Below are 15,276 nucleotides of genomic sequence, written 5' to 3'. Positions count from 1 at the left end.
TGATGTTTGCGTGGTTTCGCACTGACATCATCGTTGAATACTGGCCCTTGTTTCTGCAAGGGCTTTGGACAACTCTTGAACTGACACTCATTGGTGTCACTTGCGGAACTCTCTTAGGACTTCTTCTAGGACTTGGAAAAATCGCGCAAGCCGAACGCGGTCCTTGGAAGTGGCCTTTGCGACTGTTTGTGAAAGCGCCATCGCAACTCTACATCACCTTCTTCCGCGGCACTCCCCTTTTCGTACAAATTTTGCTGATCCATTTTGCTTTAGTACCCCTGCTTATTCACCCTGAAAACGGCCTCTTGATCAGTGGAGACTTGGCCCTGTATCTGAAGCGAGAATACGGAGCTTTTATTTCTGGAGCCTTGGCGCTGAGTTTAAATTCCGGCGCTTATATTGCGGAAATTTTTCGTGCGGGAATCCAGTCTATTGACCGTGGGCAATTTGAAGCGGCTCGCTCTTTGGGACTTGATTACTTTAAGACTATGAAGTCGATCATTATTCCTCAGGCATTTCGTCGCATGCTCCCCCCTTTGGGAAATGAAGCGATCATGCTTTTAAAGGATTCCTCTTTGGTTTCGGCGATTGGTCTTGCCGAACTTGCGTATGCAGCAAGAACGGCTGCGGGAGCCTACTCGCGCTACTGGGAGCCATATTTATTTATCTCTCTTATTTATTTGATCATCACTCTTGGCATGTCTTACATCGTCCATCTTCTTGAAAGAAAGTATAAGAACTCATGATTCAAGTAAAAGACCTGCAAAAATTTTTCGGCTCCAAACAAGTTCTTAAAGACGTCAATTGCGAAATCAAAGACAATGAAGTTGTTTGTGTTATTGGTCCCTCAGGCTCGGGAAAAAGTACATTCTTGCGTTGTTTGAATGCTCTTGAAACTGCCAATGGCGGCTTTATCAAAGTCGATGGTTTTACCGTGACGGATCACTCGACGGATCTCAATCTTTTGCGCGCTCATGTGGGCATGGTGTTTCAGCGTTTCAATCTTTTCCCGCACATGACAGCGCTGGATAATATTTGCTTAGCTCCCATGTCAGTCAAAAAGATGGCGCGAACAGAAGCAGAACAAAAGGGCCGTGAACTTTTAAAACGTGTCGGTCTTTCAGAAAAAGAAGGTTCTTATCCTCACGAACTTTCCGGTGGGCAACAACAGCGTATTGCTATTGCACGGGCTTTGGCGATGGAACCACAAGTTCTCCTGTTTGATGAACCCACTTCCGCTCTCGACCCCGAAATGGTGGGTGAAGTTTTGGATGTTATCAAGTCGCTTGCTCATGGTGGAAAAACCATGGTGATTGTGACTCACGAGATGGGGTTCGCACGACAAGTCAGTGATCGCGTGTTCTTTATGGACGCCGGACAAATCATCGAAGAAGGCACTCCCGAAAAGATTTTTACATCAGCTCAGAGCGAGCGCACGCGCAATTTCTTGAGGAAAGTACTTTAAGACTTAGGGAAGTTCCTTTTTGTTCTAATAAAATAAAAAAGCAGAATCAGTCCGATAAGCGCGCCTCCGACAAAGTAAACCTGCTTCTGAAAAAAGAAGATAAGACCCAAAGATGTTAAAAAAGCCAGAAGAGGTGCGATGGGCATACGGCCAATATGGCCTGGCACACGAAAGGGTCGCTCTCGTTCGGGCTCTGTAAAACGCAAATGAATCAATGCTAGATTCACAATCGAAAACGCCAGCATCGTAGCAAAGGAAGAAACACTGGCAATCACAGCAATGCCTCCTGCCGGCAACATCAGCGACGCTAGAGTCAAAACCAGTAAGGACGCAACCCAAGGTGTCTCTTTATTTTTAGTTTGCTTTTTAAACAGAGCCGGTAGGTCATTCTCGCGCGCCATACTAAAGACAATACGGCTGGTGGAAAGAATGGAGATCAGAACGGTATTCGATGTTGAAAAAATCGCAATGCCACCCACTATGTATGCTGCTTGCATGCTGGTTTTTTGCAAAGCGGCTCCCAAAGGTCCTTCACTCTGGGCAAGTTCCGCAGGATTCATCAAAGCCAGTGCAGAAAGACTGACCAAAATATAAAGAACCCCCGCCACGGTGACTGAAAGAAAAATGGCTCTTGGCAATTGTTTTTGCGGGTCCCGAGTTTCTTCGGCAAAATTCACAATATTCTCGAAACCAAAATAGGCAAAGATGATCATGGCTGCGCCTGAAAATGTTTTAGATTCAGGAGTGAAGGATAGGTTCTGTCCAAAGTTTTCGGACCTCATTCCCATCACGATAAAAAGCACGAGCCCACATACTTCTATCATCGTAAAAACGGCATTGATGCGACTTGATTCTTTGAGCCCCCAAATATTCAAAAGACTGAAAAGCAGAAGGACCACAAATGACAATCCTACAAACGAAAACTTGAGCGTCTCTTGAACATAACCACTAAAGGCCGTCGCCACAGTGGCTGCTGTGCACACTCCGGCGACCACCATCATACTTCCGCAAACAAAAGACAAAATAGGAAGACTGGGAAAAATATTTTTTAAATAGATGTATTCGGCTCCGGCTTTGGGAAACATACTTGAAAGTTCAGCATAAGAAAGCGCCGTCAAAAAGGCCGCACCTCCGGCCAAAAGAAAGCTCAGCCCCAAAGTCTCCTCGGCAACTCCTGCGGCTTTACCAATCACGGAGTAAATGCCCGCGCCGACAATCATACCGATGCCATAAAGAGTTAAATTCGCAAAGCTTAAGACCTTTTTCATCGCCTTATTCTAAAAAGACGGCTTTGAAAAATGTACCTCTCTGTCAAAAAGTCAGACAGCAAGAACAGGCAAAATCCGAACTATCCTCAATGAGTTAGACTTAAAGCTCTATTTCAAATGGCATTCTTTCTGCTTAGAACTCCACAACATCTATTTTGGAGGATTCTATGATTTGGGACTCACGTCTGAAATCTCTAGTGGTCATGGCTTGTGTGGGCGGATTGGTTTCCGCATGCGAGATGAAAAAGAATCTCGATGATATGCACAAGGCGACTGTGGAAATGAGCGACACCACAAAAGACATGAGTGAAACAACCAAACGCATGGAAGAAAAAACCAGTGATTTGGATAAGAAATCGGAAGCTCTCGATTCAAAAACGGCTGAGCTTTACGATGCTTTAAGACAAGGAAACGCGGCGGTTCTTCGCAAGGAGTTCCTAGAGCAAATGACGGAAGCCAATGAGATGCCTAAGAAACTCGCTTTGGGAGTGAAATACTTCTGGGCTTTTGAGTTTCAATTGTGGTCTATGCAGGGTCTAGATAATGATGCTCGCCGTGAAGAATTGGCTTCCTCCGCCGCTCGCGAATTCATCCGTGAAATTCATGAGTACGCTCCCACAAACGAATTTATTTCTCCGACGTCTGACGACAATAAACAGAAAAACTTTTTAGCCCTTGCGACGACTTTGCACGAAGTGAATGATAAGCAAAAAAATCGTGTTGATCAAAAAGGTTTGCCTCAGTTTTCAATGCTTTCTTTGATTGAAAGAGCTCTTAAAGAAAAAGCGGCTTTGGATGCGGGACAAATTTCCGTCGATCAACTTTCACACTCTTCTTATGACCTTTTGGGATTTGAAGATAAGTTGATTCAGATTCTTCAAGCCCGTCACAACTTTATTTTGACGATGCTCGTGGCAAAAGCCAGCCATGTCGATAAAGATTGGAAAAGCAAAATCAAGCTAGGTCTTTTAGGAATGAAATGGACTCTGAATTTCGGCGACTATAACGACGTTGAAGTTACAGAGATGAAACGCTATGTAAAAGCTGTGATGGACACTCGCGCCATTTTGACTCGTGCTGGGCATCCCATCCTGGTTGATGAAACCATCATGAAAATTATTAAAAATGGTCAAGCTGTTAAAAGCAAATCTGGAAATAAGGCGCGTCAAGCGAATGAGAAGGATCTTCTGGCTATTATTGAGCAGATCAAATCAGCTCCCGTCCACCTGAAATAAGGTGGACATCATCTCGCGCCAATGATGAGATAGATTCCATGTCTACACAATCGAATCTATTTATCGAAAAATCCAAAAAATGGCTCACTCAAGACGTCTATCCTCTTTGGTCTGAAAAAGGCATCGACAAAAAACAAGGCGGCTTCGTTGAAAGCCTGACTTTTTCTGGTGAGCCCATGGATGTCCCGCGCAGAGCCATGGTGCAAGCTCGTCAAATTTATTCATTTCTGACTGGGGCCAAGCTCGGTTGTATTTCAAAAGATAAGGCCTATGCCGCGGTCACTCAAGGCACCAAGTACATGGTTGAAAAGTTCTCCGCACCCTCTGGAGCCTTTATCTATTCCATCAATCCTGATGGCACGCCTAAAAGCAAGAATCCTGATCTTTACACCCAGGCCTTTGCTCTTTTCGGACTCGCACAAAATTACGCAGTAAATCCAAATAAGGAAACCAAAGACCGCGCGAAAGCTCTTGTGCAGTACTTGCAGCGCGAACGCAAAGTCAAAGGTGGTGGCTACACAGAGTTGGATGAAAAAGGGAATGTGTCGTACAAATCAAATCCTCATATGCATCTTTTTGAATCTGCAATTGCCTGGATGGCCATTGACGCCGATCAAGAGTGGAAAGACCTAGGACAAGAGCTGGTCACTTTGGCTTTAACAAAATTTATTGATAAGTCCACGGGTGTTCTCGGCGAATACTTCGACGAAAACTGGAATCACTTGCGCGAAAATGGAAAATTCATTTATGAACCCGGCCATCAATACGAATGGGCTTGGTTGATGTTCCTCTACCAAGATCTGACCGGACAAGATTTAAAAGCCGTGCGCCACCAGTTGTTTTCCCTAGCGGACAAGTACGGAACTTCTCCATCACGTAAAGTGGCTTTTGATGAAATGTGGAGTGACTTCACTCCGAAAACTCAGTCGTCTCGTTTCTGGCCACAGTGCGAACGTATCAAAGCTGCAGTTCGTTTGGGGACTGAGGTTTCCAAAGAGCAGCAACTCCTCTATGCGAAGGCCGCTGATGATGCGTTGGAAACGCTTTTCAAATTTTTTGAAACGCCCATGCAGGGACTTTGGTACGATATGCTCTCGGAAAAAGACGAATTCAACGGCAATTCTTCCAAGTCCAGCTCGCTTTATCACATCGTGAATGCCATGGAGGAGTACATCAACCTACGCGGCAAACTCGACTGAAATTACCAAAACTAAACAGGTTTATACTTAAGCTCTTTTCGTAAGCCTAATTCCTTGTTAACCTGTTACCATGGAAAACCCTGGAACAAGCAGCAGAGGACAGACGACAATTCTTCTCGTCGCTGTTCTCAGCATTATCGGCTCTATTTTTATTTTGACGTCCGCTGATATCTTTCGACGTGATTATAATTTTAAAACCCGCGATTTCGATCAAGTTCTTCTTAACGAAGCAACGATCTCTTCTTTCGCCGTCATGGAGTCGGCCTTGGCCCGTCGTCTGTGGGACCCGCCTCCAGACAACAGTTGTTTGAAAGCAGAAAATTTTGAATCCGAAGGGACACTTCCGAACGGTCTTACTTGGAAAGTGACCGCCAACTATAATTTTTCGACGAAGAACTACGAGCTTCTCGCCCGAGGGGAATTCAACGGCCTCAAAGCGGTTTTCAAAAAAAGAATCAAAGTTCTCGACGTTTCGGACTATCTGCTTTTCTCTGGAAATGAACAAACCGTCAGTCTACCGCGACTGTATGGCGAAAAATCCCCTTCGGCTTTGATTGCGCGGGATCGCCGCATTTATGTAAAAGGTCTTTTCACAGTTGGTGGAAATATTGATCGTAACAATCCTGAGGTGGACTGGAATGGATCTCCGGCAGGATGGCCTGCGGAGTTCGGAACTATCATCCAAGGAGATCGAATCCAGTTTGCGGGTGGAATTCAGTACATGCTTCACTCAGTTCCTGAACCCAATCCAGGCCAAGGCAATTTAACAAGCATGCTTGCGCCTTATTCAAATCCTTGGGGAACTCCAGACCGTACATACTCACAGTTCGGTCCAAGTTCAGCGATCATCACAAAAGATTACGCAAAGGCCGTGACCCTCAGTGAGCAAGTCAAAGCTGGAAACGCAGGGCCATTGAGTTTACCGTCCGTTGCCAACGAAATTTATCCCATTGCTCTTTTCTCTGGAACGCCTCCACTTCAAGCCTGGTCTGCCAGTGATAGTGGCGGATACTTCAACAATCCAAATAGATATTCCATTTTTTATTATAGCTACGCTCAGGGCAATAACTTCGGAATCAGAGCGGACTACACTTGTTTCACCAGAGCAGGTGCCAATGATAAACGCTGTTCAAACTCGGAGCACTTCCCAAGAGGTTTTGCAAATTGGAGAAGAGACGCTGGTCTTGAAGGTGTTCTTTTTACGAAAGACGCTGAGGAAATTCCTTCTCCGAAAATGAGCTGGGACAATCTAGAAGCTCTCGAAGAAGATGCAAAACAATGTGGCACCGTTGTCACTAATACAACGAATCCCTACAGTGACTGCGATATCTGGGATAAAAATTTCGTCCAAAAGTATGCCGCCCAAGGTGCCGGCATCACCTGTGGTAGTACGTCCCGAGTCGATTTGGATTCTTTAGCACTCAGCAATTTCAACGTCGCCGATCTTTCTGATCCTTCAAAAAAAGAACGCCTGCTCCGCAGAGTGGTCTATCTTAAAGTTCCCTCTGAAATCGCGCAAACCAATGCGCGCGGTCTGCTGATGAGCTCAATCCCTAACGATGTTGCTCGTAAAAATCTTTCTTTATGGGTTGTGGGTGAGCAGGGCCTGGCTCTCCGCGGATTTCAACAGGACACTTCTTCGCCTTTAAACAGCGATCCGGCCAGAATGCGAGAGATCGGTTTCAATCATGATCTTTCAACCGCAAACGTTGCCGCACAAAAAGCTTCGATACCTTTGGTTGTTCTTTCGCCCGAACAAGTTCATCTTTTAAGTCCTCAGTATCAACCCCTGACTCCGACCCTCTTGCAACAGTACTGGCCAGCGTCCGGTGGAAAAATTCGTCCTATTCGCCACAATCTGACGGATTCACGCTATGAGCAAGACGGTTTCCGATATGGCTATCGCAAATTTATAATTAACAACGTCAGCCTTATCACCAGTTCCAAAGTCAGTGCGACCACTCCTTTTTTCCTCCGGGGATTGTGGAGCGGACCGGATTCCTCAGCAAATCAATATCCTTCAAATATGTGCATGATCAGTCTTGGAGGAAACACACTGGAACCTAAACCGCCAGAGGCGATGATTTTCTATGCCAAAATACCGGATTATCACAGCCAAGCAAACTCGCCCATTCCTCCGAAAGGTTCAAATTATTATGCCGGAGATAACACCTATTTTCCGCGAGCCTACTATCCAGGCGTCTTTCAAAAGATGAGAGACACTGGCGGCTCTCGTGAAGAGTCCGAAGTTTATTTTACGGGTATTCGTATTCATCTTGATTTTGACTCTGCGACTCCTTCTGGAAAACGGGATCTGAATGTGATGCTTCATGAAGGCACGGAAGGCCGTTATAGTGATCTTGCATCTTTTGACCTTGCCCATAAGACTTTTACTTGGGACACGAATATCTACTATGACAATCGCCCGGTAAACACGGCCTGCACACCCAATAACGTCGTCTATCGTGTCCCCTCTATTTGGGGCACCACTGATCCTTACGGAGTTATGCCGTCGACGAACAACGGCCGCTACATCTTTATTCAAAGTTCACCCGCAAATACCTATCGTGATGTCGGTTCTATCGTCGGTGTTGAACAACCTATCCTTGAAGCGCAGTCGAACTAGGAAAATGCATATGAAACGACAGCAAAGATTTAACAACACACGAGGAATGAGTCTGGTTGAAGTGATGGCCGCCATCGCTATTTCCATGGCGAGTGTGAGTGTCTTTCTCTACCTAACTCTTTCTAACCGAAATCATAAATCTCAAGTCGATCACTCCACCCTGCTTAAAGAGATCCTGACAAACAATGTGATCGAACTTAAAGGACTTCAGTACGCGGATCTGCCTCCCTTAGGAAAGTGTCTTTATCGCACGTACAATTTCCAGGGAACTTTTCTTACTGAAACTCAAGTCAACGGAACTTCCGAAATGTGCGGCATCGCCGGTCCCCAAGAAAATGAAATTCAAATTATTTGGCAGACGATGAACGCAGGTTCCGCAGACGCCACTTTTAGCACCAGCAATTTAAAGCTTCCGGTGTATTCTGATTATCTTCGCAAAGTGGTATTACATGTGCGCGCGATTAATAAAGGCAATGGACAAAACCTTCACAGTCAAATGACGATATTTAAGAGATGACTATGAAAAAAGGCTTTACCGTTGTCGAATTACTTCTTGCTGTCGGACTTTCTGCCCTCGTGGTCAGCACGGCGACTTATCTTTTGCACCAGTTTTTCTCTGAACACAAAAATCTGGAAGTGTGGAGTTCAGGACAGTTTGAAATGTCGTCAGCTCTTAAAGACATCGAAGGAGATGTTCGCAATATCGTTCGCTTTGATCCCAAGGAAGAAGGCGCTCAAGAATATCTGGGAATCGCCGCTATCGAAGCCGGCTCGGAACCTTCACAATGTTTGAATACGGCTGATGCTCCAGTTATGCGCTATACAAGTCTGGATCGCAAAAGTCGCTCCGAGCGCGTTCTCAGGGCATGGTCGGAAGTAGACAGTTCTGGAAAAACTCAACCCAAAGACGAACTCAGAATCAGTGCTGACAACAGCACGAGCTCGCTCTTTACTCAATCCAAAGGTCCCAAAGAAATAGTTTTGGTCGATGCCGACCGCCGCTACATCCGTCGTTATGAAGTTGTACGACATGTGATGCATCTCAATTCAAACACGGACCCTTATGACAATTTACCTAAAGTTGACAGTTTCGGAAATCCAGTTTTCTTTAACTATGTCAGTGTTTTTTTGAACAATCCTAAAGGCATCGTCAATGAAAACACCAATAAAAAGGCCTCGGTCTTTGTCACAGGAAGCGAAGTTTACAACTCTCGCACGTATTTCGTCTGTTTACGCAAAACGGATCGCAGTCTGATAAAGATCAATCAAGTAACAAACGAGGTCTCTGTCCTTCTTCTTAATACCAATGCTGATTTTGAGATTGAGCGATTCGTCATTGGTTACCTGGGCACTCGCCGTGGCGTCCGCGTGGAGCCCGTAAGTTTTCAGGCCAACATGGCCGGAGCTACCGGAGACTGCGTAAATACGATTCTTTTGGAAATCAATCTGAAGGCCACACAGGCATTTATCAATCGCACTCAACAAAATGCTGTCGGTGAAGTAAAAAAAGACATCGTTCGCCGTCGAACCGTCTTTTCACCCAACCTCAACATCAAACGTCCTTTGAGTTGTCAGGAATAACAGACTCCGGTTTTTTTTCTTCTTCAATAAAATCCGGCATTGGCTGAAAGCTGATGCCCATTTTATCACCGACCTCGGCAAAAGCGTGTTTGACCTGCTCTTTGCGAATGTCGCGTTTTCTAAATCTCTCGACCAAAGAATACGTCGCGGGAACCACGTATAAGGTCAAGAAAGTAGAAACAAGCACACCGCCAATGAGGGTGATGGCCATGGGTTTAAAGGTTTCAGATCCCGCACCTGTTGCCATTGCCGAAGGAACTGCTGCTGCCATCGTTGCGAAAGACGTCATAACAATGGGGCGCAATCGCACGGGGCAGGCTTCTTTAAGCGCTTCATCCGCTTTCTTGCTGCTGTCCCGATCCCGAACGGCATTGGTAAAATCAATCAACAAAATAGAATTCTTTTTTACGATACCCATCAATAACAAAACACCAATCATGGAATACATATTGATGGTTTGATTCATAAGGACCAGGGCAAAGAAAGCCCCACTAAAACTAAATGGCAAAGCCATCAAGACCGTCAACGGATCTAAGAAAGAATTAAACTGACTTGCCAAGACCATGTACGCCACTAAAATTCCCAACACCAACGCAAAAAACAGACTGTTAAAAGACTCCTTAAATGTCTTCGTCGCCCCCGACTGAGAAACAAAATAAGTTGGCGGCAAAGTCTTCGCTTTATCTTGAACAAACTGCAATGCCCTTTCTTGCGAAGCTCCGGGCGCCAAGTTCGAATAAATAGTGATAGCGCGCTGACGATTCACGCGGGTGACTTGCTGCAAACTGGGCTTTTCATCCACGACACTGACTTTTGAAAGAGGAATTAAATTGCTGCGAGCATTAGCTATCAACAGATCATTAAATTCCGTTCGAGGGTCCGGTTCCTTTTTTACTTGCACGTAAATATCGTAGCGATGTCCATTCTTTGTGTACTGGCCACTTTTGATTCCGCCAATCATGGCCTGAATGGTTGCCCCGATATTCTCGACACTCACTCCGCGAGTTGCCGCCTGATCACGATTGGGAGTGATGCGAATTTCAGGCATTCCCTCCAAATAGTCCGAATCCACATCCACCATGAGACCGGAGTCCCTCATGTCTTGTTTCATTTTTTCATTCAGCTCCGAGAGTTTTTCCCAATCCGGCCCCTGAAGCACAAACTCAATCGGATAACCTTTCCCCGTTGAAAATCCTCGACTGGAAAGATCCATCATAAAGACTTTCACGTCGGGAATTTTGCTGAGTTCCCGGCGAGCCATCGTCATGAATTCCTGTTGGGTCAACTTTCTCTCATCGCGGTCCTTCAGGGTGACAAACATCATTCCGGTATTGGTGTCACCTCCGCCGCCCCCACCGAAGCCGCCGACGGAAACATAGAGATGGGACAATTCAGGACGAGAGCGCATCCACGTTTCAATCTCTTTTGCCTTTCCATTGGTGTTTTCCAAAGAAGCTCCTACAGGAAGCATCATGCGCAGAATGAAAAGCCCCTGATCCTGAACAGGGGTCAGTTCTCTGTTTAAAAAACTCAACGAATAAAAAGAGGCCGCAACAAATACCAATGAACTTAACAAAACCGTCCAGCGATGATGGAGAGTCCAATTCAACGTCCTCGCGTAAAAGTTCCTCCATCCTTCCATAAAACCTTCAAACATTTTTCCGAGCTTTGTCGTACGGTGGCCTGGATGAACGAAGCTTGAGCAGCGCATGGGAGTAATCGTGAGGGATTCTACTAACGAAAGAAGCACGGCCAATGAAATCGTCACACCATACTGAAAGAAGAACCGCCCAATCACGCCCTTCATAAAAGCCACGGGCAAGAAAATCGCGACGATGGCAATACTCGCTGCTAAAGCGGCAAAGGTGATTTCTCGTGCGCCCAAAATGGCGGATTCGATGGGTCCGTAACCTTTTTCGTTGTAGCGAAAAATATTTTCTAAAACCATGATGGCATCATCGACGACGATACCAATAACCAAAGTCAATCCCAGCAAGGTAAAGGCGTTTAAAGTGAATCCGAAAAAATAAATTCCAATGAAAGCCCCCATGATGGACGTGGGAATGGCCAACAATACATTCAAAGTCGCCGTGAAGCTCCCCAAGAAAACCCAACACACCAAAGACGTCAGGAGCACCGCCAGTGTCAGATGTTTGACCATCTCTTGAACGGACTGCTCAATAAATCGAGACGAATCGAAATTAATATGAAGCTTCATTCCAGGCGGCAACTCCCCTTGAACCTCTTTCATTTTTTCTTTTACAGCATTGGCAACGGCCACAGCATTAGACCCTAACTGCTTTTTTATTCCTAAACCCAAGGCCTGAACCCCGTCAAAACGAGAAATGCGGAAGGTTTCAGCCAGGGCTTCTTCGGCATAACCAATGTCTTTCAGACGAACAATGTTCAAAGGATCTTGAATTGTCATACCGGCACGGCGATTGATGATCATCTCGTCAAAACCCGTGGCATCAGTAAACTCTCCCAGGGTTCTAACGACGAAGGCATTCTGCTGATTCTGAATAAATCCTCCGGGGATCTCGGCATGCTGAGAACTCAAAGACTCCAAAACGTCACCAACGGCCATATTCTTTTGTCGCAGTTTTTTTGAATCGAGCCACACACGCATCGCAGGGTCCGTGTACCCTCCAAGTATTATGTCACCCACCCCCGGAACCATGGTGAAACGATCCTTGAGATAGTCTTTGGCATAACTCATCAGAAAATAGCGATCGTTTTTTTCATAGGTCAGCGCCAACCAAATAATGGGCTGATCATCAGGATTGGTTTTTGTAATAACAGGAGGATCGACATTCTCTGGCAAGAGTCTCTGGGCCTGGGCCACTTTAGTTTGCACCTCTTGCAAGGCTGCATCGATGTTACGATTTAATTCAAATTCAATTGTGATGTTGGCAACACCCGTTTTACTGACGGAACTAATGCGTTCAACACCTTCTACAGACGACAGAGCATCTTCCACTGGATCAACGACACTGGTCTCCATGATTTCCGGAGCGGCTCCTTGCAAAGTCAAAGCAACATTGACCACAGGAAAATCCACGTCGGGCAATTGGCTGACTCCCAAACGCATAAAGGAAATAAATCCGAATATGATAAAACCCGCAAACAACATCCACGCAAAGACGGTATTGCGAATAGAGACGTCGGAGATTCTCATATAGATACCTCTCCGACATTTTATAGAAACAGAATTCAACTAGGTAAGAGAGACATGAAGCTTGGCAAGACACATGCAGCGTCTTGCCCATTAGCAGGGAGACTAACGAACTTTCGCACGCAAAAGATCTTGAACGTGCAGAATGCCTACTGGTTTTTTGGGCTGCGAAGATTCTTTGTCGAGCACAAAGAGCATATTGATCTGGAATTGTTCCATCACAAACAACGCTTTTTCTGCCAACTCATTCACATCCACTGTGCGAGGATTTGTCGTCATCAAATCTTTCGCAACACCCGTCAAAGGATCATCACTTTTTTCAAGGCGACGACGGATCTGACCATCGGTTACAACTCCGACAAGGTCTCCATTGGCATCAACGATACCCGCAGCTCCACGCACATCTTTATGAGTCATAATCGAGAACACCTGACGAATCGGAGCTTCCAGGCCCACCGTCGGTAAAGCATCTCCGGTGTGCATCACGTCTCTCACGCGAGTCAAAAGACGATAACCAAGACTGCCTCCTGGATGGAACTCTGCAAAGTCTTCTGAGCTAAATCCTTTTTCTGCCATCACCGCCATGGCCATAGCATCACCCATGGCCAATGTTGCCGTGCTACTTGCCGTTGGCGCCAAACCCAAAGGACATGCTTCTTCTGAAACGTAGACATTCAATGTGACTTGCGCCGCTTTCGCCAATGAGGAACTTGGCTTTCCAGTGATTGCAATCAGGGGAATCCCTTTACGAGCGACGAACTTCAAAATGCCAGAAAATTCCGGAGACTCTCCTCCGTATGAAAGAGCGATGACAACATCATTATTCTCAACAAGTCCCAAATCACCGTGAGAACTCTCTGCCGGATGTAAAAACACTGCGGGAGTTCCCGTAGAAGAAAAAGTGCTGGCGAGCTTACGAGCGATCTGCCCGGACTTTCCCATTCCTGTCAGAACAAGTTTTCCATCACACTCTTTGATCATCTTCACAGCTTGTTCAAACTCCGCTCCAATACGCTCACGCAAACCCAGGATGGCTTGCGCTTCCACTTCAAGAACGCGAAGACCTTGTTGTACTACTTTTGACATCGCCAAAGACCTTTCTATTTTCTCTTCAATCCCGCTTTAACAAAATGCACGAAGAGAGGATGTGGCGCTAGAGGTTTGGACTTAAACTCCGGATGGAATTGAACGCCAACAAACCATGGATGATCTGGAAGCTCGACGATCTCAACAAGATCACGCTCCTTACAGATTCCTGAAGCCACCATGCCATTTTTTTCAAACAATGCTTTATATTTATTATTGAACTCAAAACGGTGACGATGACGTTCCATAATATTAGACGCCTTGTACACCTGATGCGCGCGCGTACCGGAAGCCAAAGCACAAGGGAACGCTCCCAAACGCATTGTTCCGCCTTTATTGACGATGCCTCTTTGTTCAACCATGGAGTCGATGACAAAGTTTCCATTGCGCTTGTTTTCTGCGTGAAATTCACGGCTGGTTGCATCTTTGATACCACATACGTTGCGAGCGAACTCAATGGCAGACAATTGCATTCCAAAACAAATTCCAAAGAAAGGAACTCTTTTTTCACGAGCGTATTTAATCGCTGTGATCTTTCCTTCAACACCGCGAGTCCCGAAACCGCCAGGAACCAGGATGCCGTCGACTTTTCCTAAAAGCTGATGAACCGTTTTGTCCGTCACTTTTTCAGAATCCACATAACTGATCTCAACACGCGCATTGTTGGCAATGCCTCCATGAACTAACGACTCATGCAAGGACTTGTAAGACTCTTTCAAGTCCACATATTTACCAACAACTCCAATTTTTACTGTGTGGGTCGGATTACTAAGAACCTTTACAAGATTTTGCCATCCCTTAAGATCCAATTTTCCAGGAGAAAGCCCCAAACGCGCAACAATCAACTCATCCAATTTTTCTTTATGCAATGCCAAGGGCACTTCATAAATAAAACGACTGTCTTGAGCTGCGATCACGTTTTCAGTTTTCACTGAACAGAAAAGACCGATTTTTCCTTTAAGATTTTCATCAATAACTTTTTCACTACGGCACACCAAGAAATCAGGTTGCAAGCCGATTTCACGCAGCTCTTTCACCGAGTGTTGTGTGGGTTTGGATTTCAACTCTCCAGCCGCTGCGATGTAAGGCACATACGTTACATGCAACAAAACTGAATTTTCTTGTCCCACGTCCAAACGCATTTGGCGGATGGCTTCAAGGAAGGGCTGACTTTCGATGTCCCCGACAGTTCCACCGATCTCTACCAAAATAATTTCGCTGCCTTGGGCCGCTTCATAAATACGCGCTTTGATTTCTTCGGTGATGTGGGGAATGACTTGAACAGTTCCGCCCAGATAGTCCCCACGTCTTTCACGTGCTAAAACAGTGTCATAGATTTGACCTGTTGATACAGAGTTGGAACGATTCATGATCGCTGACGTGAATCTTTCATAGTGACCCAAATCCAGATCCGTTTCCGCACCGTCTTCCGTTACATACACTTCACCGTGTTGAAACGGAGACATCGTTCCTGGATCCACATTCAAATACGGATCAAACTTCATAATCGTCACACGGTGGCCACGAGCCTCCAGCAAAGCACCAAGGCTTGCTGCAGTAAGACCCTTACCAATGGAAGAAACAACTCCTCCGGTGACAAAGATAAATTTTTGTTTCAGCGCTTTTCGTGTCGACTTCGCA

11 protein-coding genes are annotated in these 15,276 nt (G+C 45.7%); 7 read left to right on the top strand and 4 right to left on the bottom strand.

Annotation, left to right across the window (positions count from 1 at the left end):
* Nucleotides 1-2: 2 nt before the first annotated feature.
* On the top strand, nt 3-746 hold the full coding sequence (locus ACL934_RS04370; RefSeq protein WP_413613176.1) for an amino acid ABC transporter permease: 744 nt from the start codon (nt 3-5) through the stop codon (nt 744-746).
* Nucleotides 743-1,465: an amino acid ABC transporter ATP-binding protein gene (locus ACL934_RS04365; RefSeq protein WP_413613175.1), complete on the top strand. Its 723-nt coding sequence runs from the start codon at nt 743-745 to the stop codon at nt 1,463-1,465. The genes ACL934_RS04370 and ACL934_RS04365 overlap by 4 nt, the downstream gene beginning before the upstream one ends.
* Here ACL934_RS04365 and ACL934_RS04360 read toward each other — a convergent pair.
* Nucleotides 1,462-2,733 carry an APC family permease gene (locus ACL934_RS04360; RefSeq protein WP_413613174.1) on the bottom strand — a complete coding sequence of 424 codons (1,272 nt, stop codon included), beginning with the start codon at nt 2,731-2,733 and terminating at the stop codon, nt 1,462-1,464. The genes ACL934_RS04365 and ACL934_RS04360 overlap by 4 nt on opposite strands.
* A 167-nt stretch (nt 2,734-2,900) precedes the next feature.
* On the opposite strand from ACL934_RS04360, the gene ACL934_RS04355 reads away from it, so the two are divergent.
* The 5 genes from ACL934_RS04355 to ACL934_RS04335 all read left to right on the top strand — a co-directional run bounded on the left by ACL934_RS04355 (nt 2,901) and on the right by ACL934_RS04335 (nt 9,374).
* The gene (locus tag ACL934_RS04355) at nt 2,901-3,968 is read left to right on the top strand and encodes a hypothetical protein (protein WP_413613173.1); all 1,068 of its coding nucleotides are present in this window, start codon (nt 2,901-2,903) and stop codon (nt 3,966-3,968) included.
* A 38-nt stretch (nt 3,969-4,006) separates the two neighbouring features.
* A complete protein-coding gene (locus ACL934_RS04350; protein WP_413613172.1) occupies nt 4,007-5,167 on the top strand; it encodes an AGE family epimerase/isomerase in 1,161 nt (386 codons plus the stop codon).
* A 70-nt stretch (nt 5,168-5,237) separates the two neighbouring features.
* Complete coding sequence (locus tag ACL934_RS04345; protein ID WP_413613171.1) at nt 5,238-7,793, top strand: hypothetical protein; 2,556 nt, start codon at nt 5,238-5,240, stop codon at nt 7,791-7,793.
* 10 nt (nt 7,794-7,803) lie between these two features.
* Nucleotides 7,804-8,310: a type IV pilus modification PilV family protein gene (locus ACL934_RS04340; RefSeq protein WP_413613170.1), complete on the top strand. Its 507-nt coding sequence runs from the start codon at nt 7,804-7,806 to the stop codon at nt 8,308-8,310.
* Nucleotides 8,311-8,312: 2 nt separating this feature from the next.
* The gene (locus ACL934_RS04335) at nt 8,313-9,374 is read left to right on the top strand and encodes a type II secretion system protein J (RefSeq protein WP_413613169.1); all 1,062 of its coding nucleotides are present in this window, start codon (nt 8,313-8,315) and stop codon (nt 9,372-9,374) included.
* On the opposite strand, the gene ACL934_RS04330 is transcribed toward ACL934_RS04335, so the two are convergent.
* The 3 genes from ACL934_RS04330 to ACL934_RS04320 all read right to left on the bottom strand — a co-directional run bounded on the left by ACL934_RS04330 (nt 9,346) and on the right by ACL934_RS04320 (nt 15,254).
* Nucleotides 9,346-12,552 (bottom strand): efflux RND transporter permease subunit, encoded by a 3,207-nt coding sequence (locus tag ACL934_RS04330; RefSeq protein ID WP_413613168.1) that lies wholly within the window; start codon nt 12,550-12,552, stop codon nt 9,346-9,348. The genes ACL934_RS04335 and ACL934_RS04330 overlap by 29 nt on opposite strands.
* Nucleotides 12,553-12,654: 102 nt before the next feature.
* Nucleotides 12,655-13,635 (bottom strand): KpsF/GutQ family sugar-phosphate isomerase, encoded by a 981-nt coding sequence (locus tag ACL934_RS04325; RefSeq protein WP_413613167.1) that lies wholly within the window; start codon nt 13,633-13,635, stop codon nt 12,655-12,657.
* 14 nt (nt 13,636-13,649) lie between these two features.
* Nucleotides 13,650-15,254 carry a CTP synthase gene (locus ACL934_RS04320; RefSeq protein ID WP_374080430.1) on the bottom strand — a complete coding sequence of 535 codons (1,605 nt, stop codon included), beginning with the start codon at nt 15,252-15,254 and terminating at the stop codon, nt 13,650-13,652.
* Between the last annotated feature and the right edge of the window lie 22 nt (nt 15,255-15,276).

The organism is Bdellovibrio sp. HCB-110, assembly GCF_047323225.1.
Classification (GTDB): Bacteria; Bdellovibrionota; Bdellovibrionia; order Bdellovibrionales; family Bdellovibrionaceae; genus Bdellovibrio.
Note: the sequence above shows the minus strand (reverse complement) of the source record. Positions and strands in the feature narration are given on the sequence as shown.

Excerpts from the sequence above, each read along its gene's own strand:
- ACL934_RS04355 (WP_413613173.1), top strand. The coding sequence starts at position 2,901 with ATGATTTGGGACTCACGTCTGAAATCTCTAGTGGTCATGGCTTGTGTG.
- ACL934_RS04370 (WP_413613176.1), top strand. The coding sequence starts at position 3 with ATGTTTGCGTGGTTTCGCACTGACATCATCGTTGAATACTGGCCCTTG.
- ACL934_RS04365 (WP_413613175.1), top strand. The coding sequence starts at position 743 with ATGATTCAAGTAAAAGACCTGCAAAAATTTTTCGGCTCCAAACAAGTT.
- ACL934_RS04340 (WP_413613170.1), top strand. The coding sequence starts at position 7,804 with ATGAAACGACAGCAAAGATTTAACAACACACGAGGAATGAGTCTGGTT.
- ACL934_RS04335 (WP_413613169.1), top strand. The coding sequence starts at position 8,313 with ATGAAAAAAGGCTTTACCGTTGTCGAATTACTTCTTGCTGTCGGACTT.
- ACL934_RS04325 (WP_413613167.1), bottom strand. The coding sequence starts at position 13,635 with ATGTCAAAAGTAGTACAACAAGGTCTTCGCGTTCTTGAAGTGGAAGCG.
- ACL934_RS04350 (WP_413613172.1), top strand. The coding sequence starts at position 4,007 with ATGTCTACACAATCGAATCTATTTATCGAAAAATCCAAAAAATGGCTC.
- ACL934_RS04330 (WP_413613168.1), bottom strand. The coding sequence starts at position 12,552 with ATGAGAATCTCCGACGTCTCTATTCGCAATACCGTCTTTGCGTGGATG.
- ACL934_RS04360 (WP_413613174.1), bottom strand. The coding sequence starts at position 2,733 with ATGAAAAAGGTCTTAAGCTTTGCGAATTTAACTCTTTATGGCATCGGT.
- ACL934_RS04345 (WP_413613171.1), top strand. The coding sequence starts at position 5,238 with ATGGAAAACCCTGGAACAAGCAGCAGAGGACAGACGACAATTCTTCTC.